Below are 26,790 nucleotides of genomic sequence, written 5' to 3'. Positions count from 1 at the left end.
GTCGGTGGAAAGGAATTAACATGCAGCAAAGTGTGGTTTTAAAAGCCAGCAATGATGGCTATGACTTGATTTTTCGTCAAGCCGCCAGTTTCGATGAAATCATGGTTGATCTGAAGGCCTTGTTAACCCGGATGCAAGTTGACAATACGACTGAAAAACAAATCTCTTTTGATATGAGTACCGAAGGTCGGCTGTTAACAGCTGACCAAACTAAACAAGTGACCCAGTTGGTCAATCGTTATCCGTTGTTTAGTATTCATAAATTAACGGCGGATGTCATTGTGACGGCGGATGCCTTGGCCATGATTGATCGCAATACGGTCCACTTGGTGAATCAAATCATCCGTAATGGGCAAGTAATTGCGGTGACGGGGGACGTGTTATTTTTCGGTAAGATTCACGAGGGTGGTATCTTACGCGCAACCGGTAGTATTTTTGTCATGGGTGAAGTGGCTGGTGGATTAGAGGCTGGCTATCCTGATCATAATGATGCCGTGATTGTGAGCGACCTCGCAACGGTTCCTCGAGTGCGGGTCGGTGAGTTATTAGAATTGGTTGACTTAGAGAAGATTGCGACGGGCACGAATGTGGTTTATATTAACGATATTCAAGCGCTTGATTATCAACCTTTGAATCAGCTAAAACGTGTACGACCAAAATTATTCACGCGGAATGGAGGACATCTTTGATGGGAAAAGCAATTGTCGTTACCTCAGGTAAAGGTGGCGTTGGTAAAACAACTACGACGGCCAATCTTGGGACGGCGTTAGCCTTAATGGGCAAAAAAGTTTGCTTAGTTGATTTAGATATTGGCTTGCGTAATCTGGACGTCATTTTAGGACTCGATAATCGAATCTTGTATGACATTGTCGACGTGGTTGAAAATCGGGCTCAGTTACGGCAAGCATTAGTTAAAGATAAACGTTTTGATGATTTATTATTCTTACTACCAGCGGCCCAAAATGCGGATAAGGATTCTTTGAATCCGGACCAAGTTAAAGCTTTAGTTGCCGAATTGAAGCCTGATTTTGACTATGTCCTATTAGATTGTCCAGCTGGGATTGAGCGTGGCTTTATGAACGCGATTGCCGGGGCAGATGCGGCGATTATTGTTTCAACGCCTGAAATCTCGGCTATTCGGGATGCTGACCGGGTCGTAGGCTTATTGGAACAATATCCATTAGCGGAAGCGCCTAAGTTAGTGATTAATCGGATTCGGCGGCGGATGATGCAAGATGGTGAAACGATGGATATTGATGAGATTACCCATCATTTGTCCATTGATTTATTAGGGATTGTTTTTGATGATGATGCAGTGATTCGGACTTCTAATAATGGTGAACCCATTGTGTTAGATCCAAAGAATGCGGCGGCGCAAGGTTATCGAAATATTGCCCGGCGTTTAGAGGGCGAAACGGTGCCCTTAATGAATCTCGAAACCCAAAAGCCAGGGGTCTGGTCACGGATTACGGGAATTTTCCATCGAAATAAATAAAAAAAGACTTGACGTTGTGTTAAGTTTTGGTTAATATGAGAACAACATTAAAAAACAAAGAACAGAAGAGTAGTTGGTTAGACGGAGCGCAGAGAGTCGACGGGGCTGGAAAGTCGATCACGTTTAAACAACGAACCACATCTGTGAGTTGAACGGCTGAACCAAGTAAGCTGTTCCGGTTGGCCTCGTTAGCGGTGGAGTTTAGTGATAAACTCGCTGAGTTCAGTTGCGTGAGCAATTGATAAAGTTGAGGTGGTACCGCGATATTAATCGTCCTCTTAGGTTTTAGACCTAGGGACGATTTTTTTTATTATCACTGAACTCCCTGAGGCAGTGACTGTGAAGTTACTGCGAAGTGAGGTGGCACCGCGCATAGACGTCCTCTTGAGATTTTTTCTCAAGGGGACTTTTTTGTTACTGTTAATTAAATTTGGGAGGGTTAAGCTTATGCATTATATTTCAGAAATTTTGCCATCATTATTATCCGGCGCCGGCATGACGCTACAGATCTTTATTTGGACGTTAATTGGATCGATTCCATTGGGGTTATTGATCAGTTTAGGCTTAATTTCAAATATTAAGCCACTACAATGGGTGTTGACCTTTTATGTTTGGCTGATGCGTGGCACGCCATTGTTGCTCCAATTGATTTTCGTATTTTATGGCCTACCTTTAATTGGCGTGGTCTTCCAACGATATGATGCGGCCTTGTTCGCCTTTATCTTGAATTACGCGGCGTACTTCGCCGAAATCTTCCGTGGTGGGTTACAATCAATCGATAATGGGCAGTATGAAAGTGCACGGGTCTTACGGTTGAGTTATCCGCAAACGATTCGTAAGATTATCATTCCCCAAGTGGTTAAGATTGTATTACCATCCGTGGGTAATGAAGTGATTAATTTGGTCAAGGATTCATCGTTAGTCTATGTCATTGGTTTAGGCGACTTATTACGAGCCGGCAATGTTGCTACAGCTAGAGATGTCACCTTAGTACCATTAGTCTTAGTCGGAGTCATTTACTTGTTACTAACCGGGGTAACGACCTTCGTGTTACGTCAAGTTGAGAAACGTTACAGTTACTGGAAATAAGGAGGCCTTGCCATGTTAGAACTTAAACAGATTACAAAAAGCTTTGGAAATCGGACCATTATCAAGCAATTGGATTTAACCGTTAAAGATGGTGAAATTTTAAGTATTGTCGGGCCTTCAGGAGCCGGTAAAACGACCTTGTTACGGTGTATTACCGGGTTGGAACAAGTCGATAGCGGCCAGTTCTTAGTGGATGGTCAAGCCTTTGATCCTTACACGAATCGGAGTAACGAGAGTGTGATTGGGGTTGTCTTTCAAAACTTTGAATTATTTCCACATTTGACTGTGCTACAAAATATTGCGTTGGCACCAACGATGGTCTTAAAAGAGAATACGGCGGCTGCTAATCAGCAGGCCAAAAAATTATTAGCACGTTTGGACTTAGGCGATCACGCTGATCAATATCCTTACCAACTCTCTGGTGGGCAACAACAGCGGGTTGCTATTGCCCGGGCCTTGGCGATGAAACCAAATATTCTTTGTTACGATGAACCGACGTCGGCTTTAGATCCTAACTTGCGCCAAGCGGTTGAAAAATTAATTTTAGGCTTAAAAGCCGATGGGATGACGCAAATTGTTGTCACTCATGATTTGACCTTTGCGCAAAATATTGCGGATGATGTATTACACGTTGAACCAAATACGACCAAATAGGGGGCCTTGGAATGAAAAAAAGAATAATTTCAATGTGCTTACTAGTGGTCATGTTGGTGGGGGTCGTCGGGACCTTATCAGGTTGCGAAAATGTGACCCAACGCGCTAACACCCAAGATACCTGGGCGAAAGTAAAAAAACGAGGCTATGTCATTGTTGGTTTAGATGACAGCTTTGTGCCAATGGGGTTTCGTGAAAAGTCCGGGAAGTTAGTCGGCTATGACGTTGATTTAGCCCGGGCAGCGGGCAGTCTTCAAATTATATGGGATTAAAGTGAACTTCCAAACGATTGATTGGTCGATGAATGCGACGGAACTGCGCAACGGCACGATTGATTTGATCTGGAATGGCTACACGAAAAATCCCCAACGTGAAAAAGTGGTTGCTTTTAGCAACACTTATTTAAAGAATAAGCAGATTTTAGTTTCATTGAAGAAAAATAAAATCAGTTCCTTTAATGATATGACGGGGAAGACTTTAGGCGTTCAGTCGGGGTCATCGGGTTATGAATCACTCGAAAATAATCCGAAGCTGTTAAAAGACAAAATCGCTAAAAAGACACCGGTACAATATGATACGTTTAATAATGCCTTTTTAGATTTAAATGCTGGTCGGATTCAAGGGTTACTGATTGATAATGTGTATGCCAATTATTATATTAAGCACGAAGCCAATTCAGCGAATTACCAAGAGACCCAAGGTAACTTCAAGTCCGAAGACTTTGCTGTCGGTCTCCGTAAAGGGGATCGGACGATGAAAAGCAAAATCAACGCTGGCTTAAAGACCTTGAAAGCGAATGGGACCTTAGCTAAAATTAATGAAAAATGGTTTGGTACGACTAACTAGGACTTAACCCAACGCGGACTAGTTATAAAGGGTATGAGCCAAAAAACAGTCGCTGCAAGAAGTTATCTTCTTGCAGCGACTGTTTTGCATTAGTCATCAAGCGGATACTAACAGTAAACGTAAGGGCTAAGCTTTAAAGAATTCATGATATAAGGCAATAACTGCTTGGTCGGCATCACGGTCATGGACACCGAACATGATTGAAATTTCGGAGGCCCCTTGATTAACCATAATTAATTTAATAGCATGCTGCGCTAGGGCTGTCGCAGCGCGGGACATGATGCCGACTCGGTTCCGCATATTTTCCCCAACTAGCATTAGAATGGAATAGTCATGGGTGAAATAAAGCTCATCTGGTTGCACAGCCGCTGCAATCTCGGCCGTTAATTCAGTTTCTAGGGCCGTCGTTAGCTGATGTTCGTCGAAGATAATGGTGAGGTCATCAATCCCAGATGGCATATGTTCATAACTAACGTGGTGGTCTTCTAAAATCGTTAGAATTTTGCGGCCAAAGCCAACTTCTTTGTTTAAAAGATATTTGCGCAAGTATAATGAGCAAAAACTCGAAGAACTTGCAATCCCAGTCACCGGATAAGTGGTATTGCTGGCACGGGTAGACTTAATTAGGGTTCCCGGGGCTTCCGGATGATTGGTATTCTTGACATTAACGGTAATATTGCCTTCAATGGCTGGAATCAAAGCTTCGTCATGAAAAACCGAGAAGCCAGCGTAGGAGAGTTCCCGCATTTCACGGAACGTCATCTCACTAATGGCAGCTGGCTGGTGAACCAGCTTCGGATTAACGGCATAGATGGCATCCACATCCGTAAAGTTCTCATAACGGTCGGCCTGTACGCCACGGGCAACGATGGCGCCAGTAATATCGGAGCCTCCCCGTGAGAACGTACAGATCTGTCCGTTGCGATTGTAAGCGAAGAAGCCGGGAATGACTAGAATCTGTTCACTAGCGGCCCATTTAGCCAAATTGGCATAGCTACTAGCAATGAACTGGGCATCATCAGGAACGTCGGTGACGACCATCCCAGCGTCTTTAGGATCTAAATAACGGGCATCGAGTCCCGTTTGTTGGAACACCGCGGCAACTAATTGCGCATTAAGCCGTTCACCATGGGCCTTAAAGGCGGCCATTAAATACGTATTGTCAGCGTAAGGTTGGTTTGGCAGGTTCTTAATGGTCGTGAAGATGGGGGTCAATTGTGCCTCCGGAACGTTAAATCCATGACCAATTTCGGCGTAGCGGTCGATAATCGTCTGGACAATGGCGGTCGTGGCTTGGTGATGAATCGTCAAGCGCGCGTATTGGATAAGCAAGTCAGTTACTTTGGTATCGCCGTCAAACCGTTTACCGGGGGCTGAAACAATCACATAACGCCGTTGGTCATCAGCTTTGACGATTGACAGCACTTTTTTCAGTTGGGTACTGTTGGCAAGGGAACTGCCACCAAATTTAATTACTTTCACATTAAATCGCTCCTCGATTATATCAATACTGAAAAGAATAGCAGACAAACCCCGAGTTTGCAATGTTATTCTCGACTCATAAAAATCTCATATTCAAATAAAAACCGTCACTGGTCACCGCAGCTAAATGATTTAGCCGGTGTTTCAAAGTGGAGAGTTGCGTCGGCAGAGCCTTTCGCTTATTATTTAGTACATATGCAAGGAGGATTTTAATTTGCAATCTCAGTTAGCAGCAGGGGTACAAGTGACGACCGTTATGAGTCATCAATTCAAAACCAATCAAATTATTGTTAATTTTCGAACACCCATTAACCGGGCGACAATTACTCAACGGGCGTTATTAGCCAACTTATTAGAAACGAGCGCCGCAGATTATCCCGATCAACGGGCGTTGGCCCATGCCTTAGCTGGTATGTATGGGGCGGCATTTGGTGCTGGTGTCAGTCGCAAGGGACCGACCCACAGCTTACAATTAGCCATTACGGTGCCAAACGAGCGTTTCTTAGCGACCGAGCAGCCGTTAACTGCGCAAGCAATTCAATTCTTACAAAATGTGATTTTTCGGCCATTAGCGCAAGCGGGCCATTTTGATGAGCCGACGTTTGCCCGCCAAGTGACGAATTTGCAAGCTTCAATCAAGTCAGTCGACGATGACAAGCAGTATTATGCCGCGCAACAATTAAATGCCGCTTTATTTGCCGACGATATTGCGCAACAGATGCCAAGTTATGGGACAGTCGCCGATTTAGCAACTTTAACGGCAACGGGCGTCTACACGTATTATCAGCAGCTGTTAGCGACTGATCAAGTGGATATTATCATGATGGGTGATTTGGATGAGGCCGCCGTCTTAGCGCAATGGCAAGCGGTTGGGTTTCAAGATCGACCAGTGACGACCAAACCCGCCGCTTTTTATCGCCACCAAAATACGGGGACTTACGTGGAAACTAGTGAAGTGCAAGCTTTGAGCCAAGCTAAGTTGAACTTAGGTTATGATTTCCCAGTCTTTTATCGTGATGAGCATTATTATGCGGCGTTAGTTTTTAATGAACTATTTGGTGGGTCACCGTTATCCAAGCTCTTTATGAACGTGCGGGAAAAAGCCAGTTTAGCTTATTACGCCAGCAGTTCATTAGATACTTTTCGGGGTGTTATGAAGGTGCAGGCCGGGATTGATGGGCAAAACCATGACCAAGTCCTAGCTATTATTGCGGCCCAATTAACGGCGATTCAAGCCGGGGACTTTACGGATGAGTTGGTGAACCAAGTGAAACTCGGCTTGATTAATGATTTTGAATCAAGTTTAGATAGTCAGCGGACGTTTGCTATTCAGGCTTTGATTGATGACTTAACCCAACAAACGGTGACGGATGCGGAATGGTTACGCCAGATTAAGGCCGTCACGCGCGACCAAATTCAGGCCGTTGCGCAGTTAGTTACCTTAAACCGAGGGTTCTTTTTAAGTGGGGCGACAGCATGCAAGTAAAAAAATATGAGCAATTTAATGAAGTGAGCTACCAAACTAAACTTGCGAACGGGTTGACGGTCATGCTGCTACCAAAGGCAGATTTCCATAAGACTTATGCCACGTTTACGACCAATTATGGCTCAATTGACAATACTTTTGTCCCAGCCGGGGACACTGAAATGCACCGTTTTCCAGATGGCATTGCCCATTTTCTTGAACATAAAATGTTTGAAAAAGCTGACCATGATGCTTTCCAAACGTTTGGGCAATACGGCGCCAGTGCTAATGCGTTTACCAGTTTCACTCGCACGAGTTATTTATTTTCTGCGACGCAAAACTTACGTGAAAATTTAGTCACCTTACTTGATTTTGTGCAAGCACCCTACTTTACACCAGCCACGGTTGATAAAGAAAAGGGGATCATTGGCCAGGAAATTGAAATGTATGATGACGATCCTAGTTGGCGATTGTATTTTGGGATGATTGGTAACTTGTATCCTAATCATCCGCTCCAATACGATATTGCCGGGACAACTGCGTCCATCGCTAAGATTACGGCGGCTGATCTATATGCGGCCTATCGGACTTTTTATCATCCTGAAAATATGACTTTATTTGTGGTCGGCAAGTTGGACCCTGACGAAGTTTTGGACTGGATTACGACTAATCAAGCGGCCAAGCATTTTGATGACTTCCAACCAATTGAACGGAAGATTCCAGCGACTGCTACAGATGGGCATGATATTATCCCTTATCGGACCATTGATATGCCAGTTAACCGGGCCAAAGCCATTGTCGGTGTTAAAGGGTTAACCCCGATTGAACCTGGCCTAGCAGCGCTTAAATATCGTGCGGGGGTTAACGTTTTATTAGAATTATTATTTGGCGATACCTCTAAAAATTATTTACGCTTATACGACCAAGGGATTATTGATGATACCTTTGGGTATGATTTTGAGCTACAAAATGGCTTTAACTTCATTACATTTAGTGGTGAAACTGATGATCCTGCCGCTTTTGATGCGGCCATTATTGAGGTTATTGAACATTGGCAAACGGCAGTGTTGGACCAAAATGAGTTATTAGCCGTGGTGAAGCAGGAGATGATTGGGCGCGTGGTCTTTATGGCGAATTCACTGGAAGCAATTGCGAGCCGTTATGATCAACGCCTTTATGGCCCAGCGACGCTTTTTGATGAACCCGCAATTATCGACAGCTTGACCTTAACTGATATCGAAGCAATTGCGGCCCAACTACTCACGTCGCAAGCGATTAGTGAATATCAAATCCGACCAGCAGCAAAGGGTTAAGGAACCGTGAAATTTCGTTTCGTCTTAGTCGACTATTGAGTTGGCTGTGATATACTATGAAGCGAAAGATTTTGAAAACTAGACTTAGGGTGGCGAAAAAAGTCAAATGAGTGAAAATGAAGAAAAAAGCAATATTGGGGCCCGTTTAAAGGCCGCACGAACAACGAAAGGTTTGACGATTGATGATTTACAACAAATCACCAAGATTCAAAAACGTTATTTGATTGCGATTGAAGACGAACAGTTTGATAAGTTACCAGGCGATTTTTACGTCCGGGCTTTTATTAAACAATACGCCGACACGGTCGATTTAGACGGGAATGCGTTATTGGAAGAATATCGCGATGAATTACCGAAGACCCATGCCGAAACTTTTGTACAAAATGTTGATGAGGCCCAACCAACACGGACTGAATCACGAGAACAACCTACCAGTACCGGTAGTCGGGTGCGGAACTATTTACCCACGATTATTGTGACGGCGATTGTTGTCTTAATTTTACTATTTATCTGGTTTATGGCTGTCCGGACCCACGTCGGGGCCAACTCAGCTGATACCGCTAGCAGTTCATCGGTCGAGGTTTCTAGCTCGAAGAACACCAGCAGTAAGCAAACGGCCGCTAGCGCTAAAAAAGCTGCTAGCAGTAGTCGTGCAGCGAAGACCAGTTCTAAAAAGTCAACGACTGAACAAACGATTAAAGCCAATGGGAGCAGTGATAGTGCCTATACGTTGACGAATGGTGCGGATAAAAACAAAGTTGTTGTTAAGGCTAGCAAAGCAGCGTGGACGTCAGTGACAACTGATGGCACGCAAACTTGGCAAGGGACTTTGACTGCGGATGGCACGCATACGTTGACATTACCAACTAATGCCAGCACGGTTAAGTTCCAATTTGGGAACGCTGCGGCGACGTCGGTGACGATCAACGGCAAGCAGTTTAACTTCAATCCTAAGAATAGTTCGACCCAAGTTCGGACGATTACGTTAACCATTAAATAAACGTTGTAGAGGAGCTAGTATTTTGAATTTACCCAATAAATTAACCGTTTTTCGCATTATCTTGATTCCCGTTTTCTTATTAATTATGGTCCTACCATTAAGTTGGGGCCAAGTTGTTTGGGCGGGGACCACGATTCCAGTGACCCAAGTCATTGCGACGATTATTTTCGCCGGGGCGTCATTGACCGATTTAGCGGATGGGAAGATTGCGCGACGCAACCATTTAGTGACTAATTTTGGGAAGTTTGCGGACCCCTTGGCCGACAAAATGCTAGTGATGACTGCGTTTATTGTGCTGGTTCGCTTGAACATGGCCCCTGATTGGGTTGTAGCGATTATTATGTGTCGGGAATTAGCGGTGACTGGGCTACGGCTCTTAATCGTTGAAAATAACGGTCAGGTCATGGCCGCTGCCATGCCAGGTAAGATTAAAACCACGACGCAAATGATTGCGATTATCTTTTTACTGCTTAACAATGTCTTGTTTGCGGCGATTAATATTCCGTTTGCCAGCATTATGTTGTATATCTGTCTCTTCTTCGTGATTTACTCGGGCATTGATTATTTTGTCCAAAATCGCGACGTTTTTGCAGACGGTTTTAAATAAAAATAAGAAAGTTCCGTTAGGCCAGACTGGCTTAACGGAACTTTTTCGATTGACATGCGCAATCCTTTGAGTGTCGAATCAAATTAATTTCGTATATAATTAATGTAACCACAAAAAACGGGTTACCAGGAGGCCATTGAATTAATGCAAGCAGAAATTATTGCGGTCGGTACTGAGATTTTACTCGGCCAGATTACGAATACCAATAGTACTCATATTGCACAGGGACTAGCTGAATTAGGCATTGATAGCTATTATCAAACGGTAGTAGGCGATAATCCCGCCCGCTTAACAGCCGTGATTGCGATTGCGGCGAAACGTAATGATCTTGTGATTTTAGCGGGGGGACTAGGGCCGACCAAGGATGATTTGACGAAACAAACTTTAGCAGCTTATCTAGGCGTCCCATTAGTTGAAGATGCGCCAGCGATGCAAGTGATTGAGCAACGGTTTGCCCAAACAGGTAAAGTGATGACTGCAAATAATCGGTTACAAGCACTTTATCCAAAAGGTGCACAACCGCTGACTAATCATAATGGGCTAGCCGTCGGGGCCTTTTATCAAAATCCGGATACAGCGGACTTTGTCTTATTGCCAGGTCCGCCACGGGAAATGACAAAGATGTTTGATACGGAAGCTAAACCTAGACTGCAGCAAGCGTATGGGCAACAAGCACAAATCTATTCGCGTGTTTTACGCTTTTTCGGGATTGGTGAGTCACAATTGGTGACGGAATTACAGGACTTGATTGCGACGCAACAAGCCGTTACGATTGCGCCTTATGCCAAAACAAATGAGGTGACGTTGCGATTGAGTGCGCAATCCGCGACCCAAGCTGATGCGACTGCGGCCTTAGATACAGTGGAAGCCCAAATTAAGGCCCAGGTTGGCGATTACTTTTATGGTTACGGTGATGACAATTCATTGGCCCAAGTTGTTATTGAGACAATGATTGCGCGGCAGTTGCAGCTGACGGCGGTTGAAAGTCTGACCGCAGGATTATTTCAGAGTACCATTGGGGGGATTCCCGGAGTTTCAGCTATCTTTCCCGGTGGCCTCGTCACGTATGCCAACACGGCTAAGCACCAATTAGCTGGGGTGCCACAAGCGACGATTGATCAAGCTGGCGTGGTCTCTGAAGCAACGGCGATGGCGATGGCAGTAGGTGGCCGGGCCCAATTGAAGACGGATATCGCCTTGAGCTTTACGGGCGTTGCCGGTCCAGATGAGCTTGAAGGTCAACCAGCTGGCACAGTTTGGATTGGTCTAGCTTATCGTGACCAACCAACGATTGCCAAGCAATATCACTTTGCGGGGGATCGCCAAAAGATTCGTGAGCGTAGTGTGATGGCTGGACTTGATTTATTACGGCGGACATTGGCTGCTGATCAAGGGACCAAAAAATAAACCGAACTTTTGTTCGCTTTTTGCTTGCATTTATGTAAATGAACCGCTATGATATTAAGAGTTAAGAGCGAGAACCAAAGGAGGAAATAATTTGGCTGATGCACGGCAAGCGGCACTAGATGCTGCCTTAAAAAAAATTGAAAAGAACTTCGGGAAAGGCGCTATTATGCGAATGGGGGATGCTGCTAATACAGCAATCTCGACCATTTCTAGTGGGTCGCTAGCCCTCGATGATGCTTTAGGTGTTGGTGGGTATCCCCGCGGCCGCATCGTTGAAATCTATGGTCCTGAAAGTTCTGGTAAGACGACCGTTGCGTTGCACGCAGTTGCAGAAGTGCAAAAGCAAGGCGGGACGGCTGCATATATCGATGCTGAAAATGCGTTAGATCCCGTTTATGCGGAACATCTAGGCGTTAACATTGATGACTTATTGCTTTCACAACCAGATACTGGTGAACAAGGGCTCGAAATTGCGGATGCCTTGGTTTCTAGTGGGGCAGTTGACATTTTAGTTGTCGATTCAGTGGCGGCCTTGGTGCCACGTGCTGAAATTGAAGGCGAAATGGGTGACGCACACGTTGGGTTACAAGCCCGTTTAATGTCACAAGCGTTACGGAAATTATCTGGGACGTTGAATAAGACTAAGACCATTGCCTTATTTATTAATCAAATTCGTGAAAAAGTTGGGGTTATGTTTGGTAATCCTGAAGTTACCCCAGGTGGTCGGGCTTTGAAGTTCTACGCAACCGTTCGGTTGGAAGTACGGCGTGCCGAACAAATCAAAGACGGAACCGATATTATTGGGAACCGTGTTCGAATCAAGGTTGTCAAGAACAAGGTTGCGCCACCATTCAAACGAGCTGAAGTTGATATCATGTACGGTCACGGGATTTCACAAACAGGTGAAATCGTGGATATGGCTGCTGATAAAGACATCGTTAAGAAGAGTGGCTCTTGGTATTCTTATGGTGAAGACCGGATTGGTCAAGGCCGTGAAAATGCGAAGAAATACTTGGTTGAACATCCAGATGTCATGACCGAAATTCGTCAGAAAGTTCGGAATGCTTATGGGATGGATGCTTCTGCTGATGAAGAGACTGAAGCTGTGGACGGTAAGCGGACTGAACCAAAGGCAGCTAACGATAAAGCTGCGGGTAAAGCACCGGACAAAAAAGCGGCCATTAAGCTTGATTTAGATGACACTAAAAAAGATAAATAAAGTTAATCTCGAGACGCTTGGATAAATTTCCAAGCGTCTTTTTTGTGACACAAAATTCGATGCCAACATTGTGGCAATTAAAACGAACCATTAGTCAGCGGTAGCATTACTTTTAGGCAACACACGATTGATGGAAAACAGGATTTAGCGGCTGCTCAATTGGTCATCGATGGTCGGAGGACCGGGAAAATAATGGCTTCACATAAGACTTTAAGTTGACACTGCTAGTTTCAAACATTAGAATAACAAGTGTGTAAGTAATCAAAATATAACATCTGAAAATTTGTAGTTGATTTTATGTTAACTGGATTTTGGTGATGCGGAGGTGGAAACATGAATGTTTTCGGTATAATCCTCGCAGTCATCGCAATTGTTGTCGGCTATGGGATTGGTTATTATGTTCGTAAGAATGTCCAAGAGAAAAAGTTGGACGTGGCCAAGAACACCGCCGAAGGTATTATTTCTGAGGCTAAAAGAGCAGCGGAGACTCAAAAAAAGGAAAAGATTCTCGAATCCAAAGAAGAGAGTCACCGTTATCGATCTGAAGTAGAAAACGAGTTGAAGCAACGCCGGAATGAAGTGCAAAAGCAGGAAGACCGGTTGTTACAACGCGAAGAAACTTTGGACCACAAAGAGAATACTTTTGAAAAACGCGAGGACGCTTTAGGCAAAAAGGAAGATAAAATTGCCAATGAGCAAAAACGGGTTGAACAACAGCAACAAAGTGCAGCTTCACTAATCACGCAACGTCAAGCTGAATTAGAAAAGGTCGCCGCCTTGTCACAAGACCAAGCGCGGGAACGGATTTTAACGCAAACGCGGGATCAATTAACGCATGAGCGGGCCGTGATGATCAAAGAAAGTACGGACGAAGTTAAATCGCAATCTGAAAAGGAAGCCAAAAACTTAATCGTGCAAGCGATTCAGCAAAGTGCGGCGGATATGGTTTCTGAAACCACCGTCTCAGTGGTTTCCTTGCCAAATGACGACATGAAGGGCCGCATTATTGGCCGTGAAGGTCGAAATATTCGGACGCTTGAAACGCTTACGGGGATTGATTTAATCATTGATGATACCCCAGAAGCGGTCGTTTTGAGTGGATTTGACCCAATTCGACGCGAAATTGCTAAAATTGCGCTCGAAAAATTAATTCAAGATGGTCGGATTCATCCGGCACGGATTGAAGAGATGGTTGAAAAAGCCCGGAAAGAAATGGATGAAAAGATTCGTGAGACTGGGGAACAAACCGTCTTTGACTTAGGATTGCATGGCATGCATCCTGATTTGATTAAGATGGTGGGCCGATTGAATTATCGGACCAGTTATGGTCAAAATGTCTTAAATCATTCAATTGAAGTTGCGAAGTTGGCGGGCGTTTTGGCCGCTGAACTTGGTGAAGATGTTACTGTAGCGAAACGCGCAGGGTTATTACACGATATTGGTAAAGCCGTCGATCACGAGATCGAAGGCTCTCACGTTGAAATTGGCGTGGAATTGACAACTAAGTATAAAGAAAGTCCAACTGTAATCAATACGATTGCGTCCCATCATGGGGATGTTGAAGCAAAATCAATTATTGCAGTCTTGGTCGCGACTGCGGATGCTATTTCTGCGGCACGTCCAGGCGCTCGAAGCGAATCGTTGGAGAATTATATCCATCGACTTGAAAAACTTGAAGCGATTGCGAATGATGAGGATGGCGTCAAGAAGAGCTATGCAATTCAAGCGGGTCGTGAAATTCGAGTTATCGTTAAACCAAAAGAGATTTCTGATTTACAGGCAACTGTTTTGGCACACGATATTAAAAAGCAAATTGAAAATGAACTTGAATATCCAGGTCACATTAAAGTAACAGTGATTCGTGAAATTCGCGCAGTTGATTACGCTAAATAATTTGGCAGTAAGTTTAAGACAATTTTGTCTTAAACTTATTTTTTTTGCGTCTAAGCTAAAGAATGAATTCACTTTTCGATGGAAATTAATGCTAAAATAATTGATATAACTTAAACAAGGGAGCAATATATGCGAATTCTATTTGTAGGTGATGTAATGGGTAATGTCGGTCAGGCGGCAATTGAGATGTATTTGCCAAAGCTGAAGCGGCGTTACAAGCCCCAAGTGACCATTGTTAATGGTGAAAACTCAACCCGTGGTCGTGGGATTAATCGGGAAGTCTATAAGGACTTTTTAACTGCGGGCGCCGATGTAATCACGATGGGCAATCATACTTGGGATAATGATGAAATCTTTGACTTCATTGGCGATGCGAAAAAGCTAGTGCGGCCGTTGAACTTTCCAACTGCAACGACCCCGGGTACCGGTTATACGATGGTGAACGTCAATACCGAAAAATTAGCCGTTATTAACTTACAAGGCAATGTTTTCATGGGACAAAATCTTGCGAATCCATTTTTGACTGTGGCCCCACTCATTAAAGAATTACGGGAACAGACCCCTAATATTTTTATTGATCTGCATGCGGAGACAACTAGTGAAAAAGAAGCGATGGCGTGGTATCTCGATGGGCAAGTTAGTGCGGTTATTGGGACGCATACCCATGTTCAAACGAGTGACAATCGGGTCCTACCAGCCGGAACGGCCTTTTTAAGTGACGTTGGTTTTACAGGTCCTTATAATGGAATTCTAGGGATGACACGTGAGAATGTGATTGGACGCTTTTTAGAACAGATGCCGACGCGTTTTAACGTACAAGAAGATAGTCCGGCCGTCTTATCTGGTTGCTTGATTGATGTGGATGGTAAAACAGGCCATGCGAAAAAGATTCAACGTATTTTAATTAATCCCGATCACCCATATTTTGATGATTAATTTTCAAATAGAAAGTAGGAACAACAGTGCCACAAAAGACCAAAGATACGCCGATGATGCGTCAATACTTTGCAGTTAAAGATCAATACCCAGATGCATTTTTGTTTTATCGGCTCGGTGATTTTTATGAAATGTTTTTTGACGATGCGATTAAAGGGGCCCAGCTCTTAGAGTTAACGTTGACCACACGGAATCATTCGGCGGCCAACCCGATTCCCATGTGTGGGGTGCCACATCGGGCGGTTCAAAATTATATTGATATTTTAGTTGATAAGGGCTATAAAGTTGCGATTTGTGAGCAGATGGAAGATCCCAAACTGGCTAAAGGCATGGTTAAACGAGAAGTCATTCAATTAGTGACGCCTGGGACGACGCTGGAACGTGGTGCCGAACAGGCCAAGTCCAATAATTACTTGACGGCTTTGGTGCAAGCACAGGGACAATACGGGTTTGCCTATGCCGATTTATCGACGGGTGAACTTAAAACCAGCCTGTTAACGACCAATGATGCCTTAATCAATGAGTTGACCAGTCTGCAAACGAAAGAAATCGTGGTGGACGATTCGGTCACGGCCCCCTTACGGCAGCAGATTAAGGCCCTTGATATTTTGATTTCGGAACAAAATCAAGTTGAATTACAAGCGGAATTAAGCTATTTAACCCAAGATTTGACGGTTAACCTTGAAAAGCAAGTGGTTGCGCACCTGCTAATGTATATCAACGTGACACAAAAACGTAGCTTAGCGCACTTACAAAAGGCAATTGCATATGAACCATCGTATTTCTTGAAATTAGATCATAATTCTAAATATAATTTGGAATTAATGCGCTCAATTCGGACCGGGAAGAAACAAGGTACCTTACTGTGGTTATTAGATGAAACTAAAACGGCCATGGGTGGGCGGTTGTTGAAGCAGTGGTTAGAACGGCCCCTGATTGTGCAGGCTGATATTGAAACCCGGCAAAATAAAGTTGCAGCGTTATTAGATCATTATTTCGAACGCAGTAATTTACAAGAAGAATTGGTGAAAGTTTATGATTTAGAACGACTGGCTGGGCGCGTTGCGTTTGGGAGCGTGAATGGTCGGGACCTGATTCAATTAAAGACTTCTTTACGGCAAATTCCAAAATTACGGTATATTTTATCGGCGTTGGATGCGACGGTCTTTAAGGATGAAGTGAGTCGGTTAGACCCGGTCGAAGATGTAGCGGACTTGATTGAACAAGCGATTGTTGAAGAAGCGCCCTTGTCGGTAACCGATGGGGGTGTGATTAAGGACGGTTACGATCCACAACTTGATAAGTATCGGGATGCCATGAATAATGGGAAGAAGTGGATTGCTGAACTTGAAGCCCAAGAACGGGCGACAACCGGCATTAAAACGTTAAAAATTGGCTTTAACCGGGTTTTTGGCTACTATATTGAAGTGACTAAGGCTAACTTGGCCCAGCTCCCCGCCGACCGTTATGAACGCAAGCAAACGTTAACGAATGCCGAACGGTTTAGCACACCGGAGCTTAAAGCCCATGAAAGCTTAATCTTAGAAGCTGAGAGCCATTCTACCCAGGTTGAGTATGAACTCTTTACGAAGGTTCGTGAGACGGTTAAAGGGGCTATCAAACGGCTTCAGACCTTGGCTAAGGCCGTGGCCGCAATTGATGTGCTCCAAAGTTTTGCGGTTGTGAGTGAAGATTATCAATTTGTCCGGCCAACGTTGACTAAGTCGCATGATTTGCAGATTGTGGATGGTCGTCATCCGGTGGTTGAAAAGGTGATGGGGAACCAGAGCTATGTGCCAAACGATGTCAAAATGACCCCTGACGAAACAGTTTTACTCATCACGGGACCCAATATGTCTGGGAAAAGCACGTATATGCGTCAATTAGCGTTGACAGTTATCATGGCGCAAATTGGGTGCTTTGTGCCAGCGAAATCAGCGCAGTTACCGATTTTTGATCAAATCTTTACCCGTATTGGGGCGACGGATGATCTGATTTCTGGGCAGAGTACCTTTATGGTTGAAATGCAAGAAGCAAACAATGCGTTACAGCATGCGACGGCGAACAGCCTCATTTTATTTGATGAAATTGGTCGGGGCACGGCGACTTATGATGGGATGGCGTTAGCACAAGCGATTATTGAGTTTGTGCATAACCATATCCATGCTAAGACGTTGTTTTCGACCCATTACCATGAATTAACGACTCTAGATCAGGAATTGACGGGGTTACAAAATGTGCACGTTGGGGCGACGGAACAAAATGGCGAGTTAGTCTTTTTGCATAAAGTTGAACCCGGCGCGGCCGATAAATCTTACGGGGTCCATGTTGCGAAGCTAGCGGGGATGCCAACGAACTTACTCAACCGTGCGAACACGATTTTGACGCACTTGGAAAGTCAGGCCACAACGGCGACGACGGCTGAACCGGCTGAATCGCCAGCGGTTGCGCCCGTGACCCCAACGCCAACGGTTAGCGAACCGGCGCCCGCTGCGGAAGCCCAACTTTCGCTGTTTAGTGAACCCACATTAACGGATACCAAGGGTGAAAAAATACTCCAACAAATGAAGACGTTGAATCTGATGGCCATGACGCCAATGGATGTCATGACTCAGTTATATAAATGGCAACAGAAATTAGAGAAGTAAGTTTTTAGAAAAAGAGGCCGATTGCGATGGGAAAAATCCATGAATTATCATCCGTTTTAGCGGATCAAATTGCCGCTGGGGAAGTTGTGGAACGACCGGCATCGGTAGTGAAAGAACTGGTTGAAAATGCGTTGGACGCACAGGCCACGCGGATTGATGTCTTAGTCACAGAAGCGGGTGTCCAATCCATTCGGGTGATTGATGATGGCACGGGGATTGCAGCCGATGACGTTTTAACGGCATTTAAGCGGCATGCGACGAGTAAAATCACATCACGTGAAGACTTGTTTCGCGTGCATTCACTCGGATTTCGGGGCGAAGCGTTACCCAGTATTGCGTCAGTTGCGGATGTCGTCTTGCAGACGAGTACGGGTGAGACGGGGACCCAGATTCATTATCGTGGGGGCAAACTCCTACAACAAAAACCAGCGCCATTGCGGCAAGGGACCGATATTACGGTCACCGAGTTGTTTTTTAATACGCCGGCACGGTTAAAATATTTGAAGTCAGCCCAAACTGAATTAGCCAATCTTTTAGATGTGGTCAATCGGTTAGCGTTGAGCTATCCAGCCGTGGCCTTTCGCTTAGTGCATAATCAAAAGGAGTTACTGAAAACGGCTGGCCGTGGGGATTTACAGCAGGTGATTGCCGGAATTTATGGTGTCCAAAATGCCCGTAAGATGGTTGCCATTAAAGGCGCCACGGCGGACTATCAGGTGACCGGCTACATTGCGTTACCTGAATTGACCCGTGCGAGTCGGCAATATATTTCGCTCTTAATCAATGGTCGTGCCATTAAAAATCAGCAACTCACGAAGGCCATTATCAAAGGCTATGGCTCAAAATTAATGGTCGGTCGTTATCCGATTGCGGTCATTGCGTTGACGATGGACCCCTTGTTAGTGGATGTGAATGTGCATCCGACGAAACAAGAAGTCCGGTTAAGCCAAGAGCCTGAACTAGCTAAGCTGATTAGTACGACGATTACTGACCGGTTAGCCCAAATTAATTTAATTCCATCGGCGTTAACTAATCTGGGCAGTCATCGACGCGAACGGCTGAATACCGATCAATTAGCGATTGACTTGAATGCGGCTTCTTCACAGCATGCACCGCAATTGACCACTTCAACGGCGCCAATGACTGCGACGGCGGCTAGTCCAACCCGTGCGGTTACTTCAGCAGCCACGAGTGCCGCACCCAAGACAGCGACCACACCGATTATGATTAGTGATCAGGCCGAATTAACGACACCAGCGGTTACTCAGTTTGATGAAAAGTATCAGTCGGAAGCCGGTGTCCAGCCATTTGGACCAGCACAGTCACAACCAGTTGCACCAACATCGGTTGCGATTCAACCAGCCACGACGACGGCCCCAGCTGCGGAACGTTTTCCGGCGTTACGCTATTTAGGCCAAATGCATGGTACGTATTTATTGGCGGAAGCGGAAGATGGGATGTATATCTTGGATCAACATGCAGCGCAGGAGCGGATTAATTATGAGTATTATCGGCAAGCGATTGGTGAGGTCAGTCCGAATCAGCAGAACTTGTTAGTTCCGATTATTCTAGATTATCCGACTAGTGATGTCTTGAAAATCCAAGAGAAGTTGCCGTTACTAGCAGCGCTGGGACTTAACTTAGAAGCTTTTGGGGGTAATAGTTTTATCGTCCATACCCATCCAACGTGGTTTAAAGCCGGTCAAGAGACCGAGACGATTAAAGAAATGGTGGATTGGTTGCTCCAAGATGCTAAGCTAACCGTTGCGCAATTCCGCGAAAAAGCGGCGATTATGATGTCGTGTAAACGGGCCATTAAAGCCAATCATCATTTAGATGATCGGCAAGCACAAGCGTTATTAGCCAAGTTACCAAGTTGTGAAAATCCGTTTAACTGCCCGCATGGTCGGCCGGTGACGGTTCACTTTACCAATTCCGATATGGAAAAGATGTTCAAACGCATTCAAGATAATCACGATGCGCAACAGCTATGATAGGCAGTAACGAGTTTGGGGGTCTGCTCAAACTCGTTTTTTTTGCACATACAAATTGAATCAGTAGAAAACCCTAAAGATTGGCAGCAAATTAGTGACGATTAATGGTTTCATGGTAAAATTAAACCATTATTTTAACGCATATAGAATGGGGATTGTGGCGTGCCACAATTAATAAAGGGGACCAGATTTTGCTTAAATTACGAAAAATGCCGCTATGGGTGTGGTACACGGGCTTATTTGCAGTCATCGCGACGATTACATTTGGCAGTTTATTTTTGGCCGGCCGGACTTTGATTTGGGAAGTCGATGGCATGGCGCAACATTTTCCAATTTTGTTGGAATTTCAGCACATCTTGCAAAGCGGTCAGCAAAGTTTGTTCAGTTGGTCGTGGAACCTAGGGTTAGGTGCTGATCGATTAACAACGTTTGCTTATTATGTGGTCGGTGATCCGTTTAATTATTTGGTGGCCTTGATTCCACCAGCCAAACTAGAATTTGGTTATCAAGCATTAATTATTTTGCGGTTATACGTGGTCGGTCTGGCCTTTTTAGGGTTTAGTCGGCAGTTTCATTTCAGTCGCTTTAGTCGTTTGATTGGGACTTTGACGTATACCTTTACGGGCTATACGTTTTATGTCGGCATGCATCATCCGTTCTTTTTGTTACCCATGATTTGGTTTCCACTCCTTTGTTGGGCCATTGAACGGGTCTTGCGGGGGCACCACTGGTTACCATTGAGCTTGATTACCGCAATTGTGATTATGAGTAACTTTTACTTTGCTTATTTATTAGCGTTAGGCAGCCTGATTTATGCGCTTGTCCGCTATGGTCACTTGCGGTCAAGTGGGGCGCAACTCCGGTCATTTTGGGGGTTGTTCTGGCGCTTGTTAGTGGCGGTGACACTCGGTGTGACGATGGCCGGGGTGATTTTAGTGCCAACCATTTTAGCGATGTTCCATGCAACGCGGACGAGTTTTGATTTTGCCAATGGGCTGTGGACGTATCCCATCAACTATTACGTTAATTTGCCGAACCGATTATTAACTAATGGTGGTAGCGTGCAATATTGGGTCACTTTGGGGCTCAGTAGTATTAGTTTTATTGGGGCGATTTACACCTTACGGCATTTCAAACGTTATCGTTATTTGAATTGGGTCTTACTCGCGATGTTAGTGGGAATCTTGGTGCCCGCATTTGCGGCGGTTTTCAATGTTTTATCGACGCCATCTAATCGGTGGTTATTGATGGCAACCTTGGTGTTTGCCTATGCCACGATGATTTTTGTCGATCAGTTACCACAGCTCACCGTGGCTGATTTAAAATGGCTTGCTGGCATCAGCTGTGGGTTACTAGGGGTCATCTGGCTCATTAATGGGTTTTATTTAAATATTCGTAAACATGATATTGCCACTTATTTGATTTTATTGGCATTAATGGGGTTACTGTTAGCTAAAACAAGTCTGAAACTATCACAACGCCAATTTAAGTGGTTGCTGATGGGGATGGTCACGCTGAACTTAGCTAATAATGGCTTGGGTTGGCTGAGTATTAATACGACTTCTGGAAGTAGTGAACAGTTGCGGCAGGGCACGGCAATGAAATGGGTTCATGGATACCTAGATGGCGCTCAAGCTAACCTCCCACAACGGGGCTTTTATCGCACCGCCTTAGGCCCCAATTACTATACGATGCGGTCGGCGGAAAGTGATATTCCAATGGTTTTAGGCACTCATACCGTGGGGTCGTATTTTTCCGTACAAAATGCGTATGTTGGGCAATTGAGCCAAGCTTTAGGCAATGCGGATTATGCGATGAATTCACCGTTAGGAACGTTGGATCAGCGGACGACTTTAAGTAATCTATTAGGGGTGCGCTATTTGTTTGTTCGTGAAGATCAGTTGAAAGGGCAAGCCCTACCAGCTGGTTATCGGGTCGTTAAGACGGCCAAAGGGTTGCCTAAGATCTATGCGGATCAATTTATATATGGCTTGAGTAACCATACCGGCACCGTGTTGTTAGCGTCTAAAAGCGCATTACCATTGGTCTATACGCAGACACAGCAACTGACAAAGACCGCCTTTAACCATTTATCAGCGGTTGACCGAGAACAAGCGTTATTGCAGGGGGCCTTAACGACGACCCCCGCTAAAGGCGTCACGACAGTTCGACCACGGTCACAGCGTAAAGCGGTGGCTTATACGGCCCAAACTGATGATACAACGACGTTAGATTCGACGGATAAGGTCATCATTTATCGCAATCAACACGCAACTGGCAGTTCGAACAATGTCTTATCGAAGTTGCCAGCGACGACCAGCATGTTAACGCCGGAACAACGTCAAAGCTTGGCCCCGGCAACGGGGATGACTAAGCCAACAAAATCGGTTTTGGCCTTAGTGGCGGCCAACCAAAAGATAGTTGCTCAAAACCAAGCGGCCAATCAAAACGGTTTGACTGCGTTAACCAGTGATGTTCAAGGCCACGCGTTACCGGTGACTTTAACGATTAAACAACCAAAAAAGTATCGACGGACGGAACTTTATTTGGTGCTAAAAGGCATCACTTATCAACGGTCTTCGATTCAACATGCCATGACAGTCAGCCAGCAGACCAGTACGTTAACAGCTCGTCCCAATACTAAGATTGATCAAATAAATCGGTTGCGCGATGGCTTGAAGGGGAATTTAAGTGCCAGTGGCTATACTTTGACGGCGCAAACGACGGATAATCTCGCTAGCTTTAGTCAATTAGGGACGACTAACATGTCCGATTATGAGCCCCGGAAATCAGCAGTCATCAATTTGGGGTACAGCACCCATGCGCGCAAAGTTATTACCTTAAACTTTACTCAGGTTCAAGGGTTAAAGTTCAAGCAGGCCGAATTAGTTGCTGTGCCGTTCGGTAAAAGTTATACCCGACAAACTCACCACCTGCAACGCCAAGGCTTAGCGCACTTAAAGGTTGGTGCTAATCAAGTAACCGGGACGACCACGACGACTAAACCCACGGTGTTAACGACGAGTATCCCATATTCAACTGGTTGGCAATTACAAGTAGATGGGCGCACGACCGCCACCCAAGTAGTCAACAAAGCCTTTGTTGGGGCCCGCTTAGCGGCTGGCAAACACGTGATTAAGTTGACTTATCGCACGCCCGGCTTAAAGCTTGGGCTGGGGTTAAGCGTCCTCAGTGGGGTGATCAGTGTCGGGCTAATGGGTTGGCTTAGTTGGCGTTGGTGGCGCAAAAAAGACCGACGCTAGGTGCCATCGGTCTTGTCGGTTAAGCTTTGAACAGATTAATTAAATGGTCTGGAATCGTGACGGGCGTCTTGAATTTGGCCCATTCTTGGTCGGCAACTAGCATGACTAGCGGAGTGCTGGTCGTAGTTAACCAACTTTGACGGGGTGCCACTGGTGCCATGGCCGCTGTGATGTCGGCATTAACGTCGGTATCGGTAATCTGCCAAAGGCGATGGGTGACGCCGACTGTATCGGTGAATTCCAAGGCTTTGGGAAAGTGACCGACCCAATCATCAATTAACATTTCAATGACGGGTTGTTGCGGATAGAGCACGGTATTCATCAGCCCGGGGACCATACTGGTGACAGTGACGTCGGTTGGCCATTGGGCGATGAGGCGCCATTGATGAATCCCATTTTGAGTCAGTTCGTACCAATAATAACTGGCACCAGCTTGGACGTGGTCATCAGCCGCTGCCCAGGGTGTGGTCCCAGCTGTTAATTTGGTTAAGCCAGACGCACTGGGTAAGACGGCGGTAAAAGGATTTAATTGCATAGAAAATAACCTCCTGAGGTCCTGAGCATAGCATGTTTGGTCGCAATTCGGCAAGTCTGGTCGGCCGGATTTGAAATTATCGGGATTTGAAAGACTAGCGGTATTAAGCGACCACGTAATTGTGGTACAATTTAGCAAGCAAACATACGTTTTATTTTAAAGGAGCTTAACAACCGTGTATGAATATTTTTTCGGCCAAATTACTGATGTGACCCCCAGCTTTGTTGTGATTGAAGTGGCGGGTATCGGGTATAAAGTGTTGACGGCCAATCCGTATCGTTATCAAGTCGCATCTGAACCCGTTAAGATGTATATCCATCAAGCGGTCAGCGAGAGTGCCATGTCGTTGTTTGGCTTTTATGATGCCGACGAAAAGGCGTTATTTGAAAAGCTTTTGGGGGTTTCTGGTATCGGTCCGAAGTCGGCATTGGCGATTTTAGCGAATAATGACCATTCGGGGCTGATTCAAGCCATCAATCAAGAAAATGCGACTTATTTAACGCGTTTTCCCGGGGTTGGTAAGAAGACGGCCCAACAGATTGTTTTAGATTTAAAAGGGAAGTTAAACGACTTGAACGTCGATATTACTGGTCAGACCGAGCTAGACGTCGCGACAACGGCGGATACTGGGGCCCTAGCGGATGCGTTAGCTGCCTTGACCGCCTTGGGTTATTCACAGCGTGAGGTCAAAAAGATTACCAAGGCTTTAGAAGACTTTAGCCAAGCTGAGACCGTGGACACTAATGACTTATTGAGCGAAGGATTACGGTTATTGACGAAGTAGGAGGGATTGGATGGACGACGACAACTTATTATCGGGGGACAAAACGGATGCCACCGAAGCTTCTTTAGAAAAGTCGCTGCGTCCGCAACGGTTAGCCCAATACATTGGTCAAGATCGGGTGAAGCATGAACTGAGTGTGTATATTGAAGCAGCTCAAAAACGCGAAGAATCGTTAGATCATGTTCTACTGTATGGCCCACCTGGCTTAGGTAAGACCACCTTGGCGATGGTTATTGCTAATGAGATGGCAGTTAATATCCGGACGACTAGTGGTCCGGCGATTGAAAAGCCCGGCGATTTAGTAGCCTTATTAAATGAACTTGAACCGGGGGATATTTTATTCATCGATGAAATTCATCGCTTGCCTAAGATTGTGGAAGAAATGCTTTATTCAGCAATGGAAGATTTCTTTGTCGACATCGTTGTCGGTCAAGGTCCGACGGCGCATCCCGTGCATTTTCCGCTGCCACCCTTTACTTTAATCGGGGCGACCACGCGGGCCGGCATGTTATCAGCGCCACTGCGCGATCGGTTTGGGATTGTTGAACATATGGCTTATTATGCAGTCAGTGATCTCGAAGACATCGTCAAACGGACGGCCGCTATTTTTCAGACAAGTATCAAGCCTTCCGGTGCGCATGAGATTGCCCGGCGATCACGAGGCACGCCGCGGATTGCGAATCGATTATTCAAGCGGATTCGTGATTTTGCAGAAGTCGCTGACCAAACGGCGATTGATGACGTGATCGTTGACCAATCCCTCACCTATCTGCGGGTCGATGAAGCCGGTTTAGACGAAACGGATAACAAATTATTGCGGACCATGTTAGAATATTACGATGGTGGTCCGGTCGGCTTAGCAACATTGGCAGCCAATATTGGTGAAGAAACGGATACGATTGCGGAAGTGGTGGAGCCTTATTTACTTCAAATTGGGTTCCTAAAACGGACGCAGCGTGGCCGGGTGGTCACCATCAAAGGGTATCAACATTTAGGGTTCCCATACCCCGAAACTAAATAAAAAGATAAGAGGTCCCAGTGATGAGCTTAACACTTGAAGATTTTGATTATGAGTTACCACATGAATTGATTGCCCAAACACCCATCAAACAACGTGATACGTCGCGGTTGCTTGATTTGAATCGCCAAACGGGTGTCATGCAAGATAAACATTTTTATGACATTATCGATGACTTAAATCCCGGCGATGCCGTGGTTATGAACAACTCGCGGGTCATGCCTGCACGGTTGTACGGCGTTAAGCCCGAAACTGGGGGTCATGCAGAGGTCTTGTTATTACACAATACTGAAGGTGACGAATGGGAAACCTTAATGAAACCTGCTAAGCGGGCGCACGTTGGGACCGTGATTTCTTTTGGCGACGGTCAATTAACAGCGACGGTCACGGCTGAAAAAGAAGATGGGATTCGGCTGATTGAATTTCATTACGATGGCATCTTTATGGAAATCCTCGAAGCCTTAGGTGAAGCGCCATTACCACCGTATATCAAAGAAAAGTTAGACGATCCAGATCGTTATCAGACCGTTTATGCCAAGGAAAATGGGTCAGCGGCAGCGCCAACTGCGGGCTTGCATTGGACAAAAGAACTCTTACAAAAGGTACAGGATAAAGGGATTAAGTTAGTTTATTTAACCTTGCATGTTGGCCTAGGCACGTTCCGCCCGGTTGAAGAAGATAAAATCGAAGATCATAAAATGCACAGTGAATTCTATCAATTAGATGCGGCCGCTGCCAAGACGTTAAATGACGTGCGGAAAAATGGTGGTCGGATTATTGCAACGGGGACGACGTCAATTCGGACGCTTGAAACGATCGGGACGAAATTTCATGGAGAAATCAAGGCTGATTCTGGCTGGACCGATATTTTCATCAAGCCCGGTTATGAGTGGCAAGTGGTTGATGCTTTTATTACGAACTTCCATTTACCAAAGTCAACCCTAGTGATGTTAGTCGCAGCTTTCACGGGCCGGGACATGATTTTAAACGCGTATCAACACGCCATTGATGAAAAGTATCGTTTCTTTAGTTTTGGCGATGCCATGTTTATTCATTAAAACGCGTATTTTGCAGCAAAGTCAGCGTCTGGGGCAACTCTCAGACGCTTTCGTGACTTAATGGTTTGACGCAACAGTTAACGG

Annotated in this window: 20 protein-coding genes, 1 pseudogene and 1 other annotated feature; of the genes and pseudogenes, 19 read left to right on the top strand and 2 right to left on the bottom strand. The window is 45.3% G+C overall.

The annotated features are described in order from the left end of the window. Window positions 1–20 precede the first annotated feature (20 nt). From C5Z26_RS04300 to C5Z26_RS04280, 5 genes and pseudogenes are all read left to right on the top strand, one after another. Window positions 21–689, top strand: coding sequence for a septum site-determining protein MinC (locus C5Z26_RS04300; RefSeq protein WP_105448759.1), 669 nt, complete (start codon window positions 21–23; stop codon window positions 687–689). Next, window positions 689–1,495, top strand: a complete 807-nt coding sequence (gene minD, locus C5Z26_RS04295) for a septum site-determining protein MinD (protein WP_105448758.1) — start codon at window positions 689–691, stop codon at window positions 1,493–1,495. Before C5Z26_RS04300 ends, minD begins: the two co-directional genes overlap by 1 nt. Window positions 1,496–1,543: 48 nt before the next feature. Continuing rightward, window positions 1,544–1,776 (top strand) — a binding site (T-box leader). Between the two features lie 166 nt (window positions 1,777–1,942). After that, window positions 1,943–2,584: an amino acid ABC transporter permease gene (locus C5Z26_RS04290; RefSeq protein WP_105448757.1), complete on the top strand. Its 642-nt coding sequence runs from the start codon at window positions 1,943–1,945 to the stop codon at window positions 2,582–2,584. A gap of 12 nt (window positions 2,585–2,596) precedes the next feature. Continuing rightward, complete coding sequence (locus tag C5Z26_RS04285; RefSeq protein ID WP_105448756.1) at window positions 2,597–3,238, top strand: amino acid ABC transporter ATP-binding protein; 642 nt, start codon at window positions 2,597–2,599, stop codon at window positions 3,236–3,238. A gap of 11 nt (window positions 3,239–3,249) precedes the next feature. Further along, a pseudogene (locus C5Z26_RS04280) lies at window positions 3,250–4,084 on the top strand (amino acid ABC transporter substrate-binding protein). Between the two features lie 126 nt (window positions 4,085–4,210). Here the strand turns inward: C5Z26_RS04280 and C5Z26_RS04275 are convergent. Continuing rightward, window positions 4,211–5,566, bottom strand: coding sequence for an aspartate kinase (locus tag C5Z26_RS04275; protein ID WP_105448755.1), 1,356 nt, complete (start codon window positions 5,564–5,566; stop codon window positions 4,211–4,213). Window positions 5,567–5,780: 214 nt separating this feature from the next. Here C5Z26_RS04275 and yfmF point away from each other — a divergent pair, with 214 nt between their 5' ends. From yfmF to C5Z26_RS04220, 11 genes are all read left to right on the top strand, one after another. Next, the gene (yfmF, locus tag C5Z26_RS04270; protein WP_234005727.1) at window positions 5,781–7,052 is read left to right on the top strand and encodes an EF-P 5-aminopentanol modification-associated protein YfmF; all 1,272 of its coding nucleotides are present in this window, start codon (window positions 5,781–5,783) and stop codon (window positions 7,050–7,052) included. Next, window positions 7,043–8,344, top strand: coding sequence for an EF-P 5-aminopentanol modification-associated protein YfmH (gene yfmH, locus C5Z26_RS04265; protein ID WP_105448754.1), 1,302 nt, complete (start codon window positions 7,043–7,045; stop codon window positions 8,342–8,344). The genes yfmF and yfmH overlap by 10 nt, the downstream gene beginning before the upstream one ends. Window positions 8,345–8,450: 106 nt before the next feature. Further along, window positions 8,451–9,344: a helix-turn-helix domain-containing protein gene (locus C5Z26_RS04260; RefSeq protein ID WP_105448753.1), complete on the top strand. Its 894-nt coding sequence runs from the start codon at window positions 8,451–8,453 to the stop codon at window positions 9,342–9,344. A gap of 22 nt (window positions 9,345–9,366) precedes the next feature. Then, window positions 9,367–9,951, top strand: a complete 585-nt coding sequence (gene pgsA, locus C5Z26_RS04255) for a CDP-diacylglycerol--glycerol-3-phosphate 3-phosphatidyltransferase (RefSeq protein ID WP_105448752.1) — start codon at window positions 9,367–9,369, stop codon at window positions 9,949–9,951. A gap of 144 nt (window positions 9,952–10,095) precedes the next feature. Beyond that, window positions 10,096–11,358, top strand: coding sequence for a competence/damage-inducible protein A (locus C5Z26_RS04250; protein ID WP_105448751.1), 1,263 nt, complete (start codon window positions 10,096–10,098; stop codon window positions 11,356–11,358). 91 nt (window positions 11,359–11,449) lie between these two features. Continuing rightward, window positions 11,450–12,577: a recombinase RecA gene (gene recA / locus C5Z26_RS04245; RefSeq protein ID WP_105448750.1), complete on the top strand. Its 1,128-nt coding sequence runs from the start codon at window positions 11,450–11,452 to the stop codon at window positions 12,575–12,577. 333 nt (window positions 12,578–12,910) lie between these two features. Beyond that, window positions 12,911–14,470, top strand: a complete 1,560-nt coding sequence (gene rny / locus C5Z26_RS04240) for a ribonuclease Y (RefSeq protein ID WP_105448749.1) — start codon at window positions 12,911–12,913, stop codon at window positions 14,468–14,470. Between the two features lie 129 nt (window positions 14,471–14,599). Next, window positions 14,600–15,406: a TIGR00282 family metallophosphoesterase gene (locus C5Z26_RS04235; protein WP_105448748.1), complete on the top strand. Its 807-nt coding sequence runs from the start codon at window positions 14,600–14,602 to the stop codon at window positions 15,404–15,406. Window positions 15,407–15,432: 26 nt separating this feature from the next. Then, window positions 15,433–18,054: a DNA mismatch repair protein MutS gene (gene mutS, locus C5Z26_RS04230; protein ID WP_105448747.1), complete on the top strand. Its 2,622-nt coding sequence runs from the start codon at window positions 15,433–15,435 to the stop codon at window positions 18,052–18,054. 26 nt (window positions 18,055–18,080) lie between these two features. After that, window positions 18,081–20,048, top strand: coding sequence for a DNA mismatch repair endonuclease MutL (gene mutL / locus C5Z26_RS04225; RefSeq protein ID WP_105448746.1), 1,968 nt, complete (start codon window positions 18,081–18,083; stop codon window positions 20,046–20,048). Window positions 20,049–20,239: 191 nt separating this feature from the next. Beyond that, the gene (locus C5Z26_RS04220) at window positions 20,240–23,311 is read left to right on the top strand and encodes a YfhO family protein (protein ID WP_105448745.1); all 3,072 of its coding nucleotides are present in this window, start codon (window positions 20,240–20,242) and stop codon (window positions 23,309–23,311) included. Window positions 23,312–23,330: 19 nt separating this feature from the next. Here C5Z26_RS04220 and C5Z26_RS04215 read toward each other — a convergent pair whose 3' ends face one another. After that, a complete protein-coding gene (locus tag C5Z26_RS04215) occupies window positions 23,331–23,846 on the bottom strand; it encodes a DUF1015 family protein (protein WP_105448744.1) in 516 nt (171 codons plus the stop codon). Window positions 23,847–24,021: 175 nt separating this feature from the next. Here C5Z26_RS04215 and ruvA point away from each other — a divergent pair, with 175 nt between their 5' ends. Genes ruvA through queA form a run of 3 tightly spaced genes read left to right on the top strand, consistent with a single transcriptional unit; the run spans window position 24,022 to window position 26,706 of the window. Then, the gene (gene ruvA, locus C5Z26_RS04210; RefSeq protein ID WP_105448743.1) at window positions 24,022–24,630 is read left to right on the top strand and encodes a Holliday junction branch migration protein RuvA; all 609 of its coding nucleotides are present in this window, start codon (window positions 24,022–24,024) and stop codon (window positions 24,628–24,630) included. 10 nt (window positions 24,631–24,640) lie between these two features. Next, the gene (gene ruvB, locus C5Z26_RS04205) at window positions 24,641–25,651 is read left to right on the top strand and encodes a Holliday junction branch migration DNA helicase RuvB (RefSeq protein ID WP_105448742.1); all 1,011 of its coding nucleotides are present in this window, start codon (window positions 24,641–24,643) and stop codon (window positions 25,649–25,651) included. A 20-nt stretch (window positions 25,652–25,671) separates the two neighbouring features. Continuing rightward, window positions 25,672–26,706 carry a tRNA preQ1(34) S-adenosylmethionine ribosyltransferase-isomerase QueA gene (queA, locus tag C5Z26_RS04200; protein ID WP_105448741.1) on the top strand — a complete coding sequence of 345 codons (1,035 nt, stop codon included), beginning with the start codon at window positions 25,672–25,674 and terminating at the stop codon, window positions 26,704–26,706. Window positions 26,707–26,790 lie beyond the last annotated feature (84 nt).

The sequence above is a fragment of the Lactobacillus sp. CBA3606 genome (genome assembly GCF_002970935.1).
Classification (GTDB): domain Bacteria; phylum Bacillota; class Bacilli; order Lactobacillales; family Lactobacillaceae; genus Lactiplantibacillus.
The sequence above is the reverse complement of the archived record's forward strand: the minus strand, read 5'-3'. Positions and strand labels throughout refer to the sequence as shown.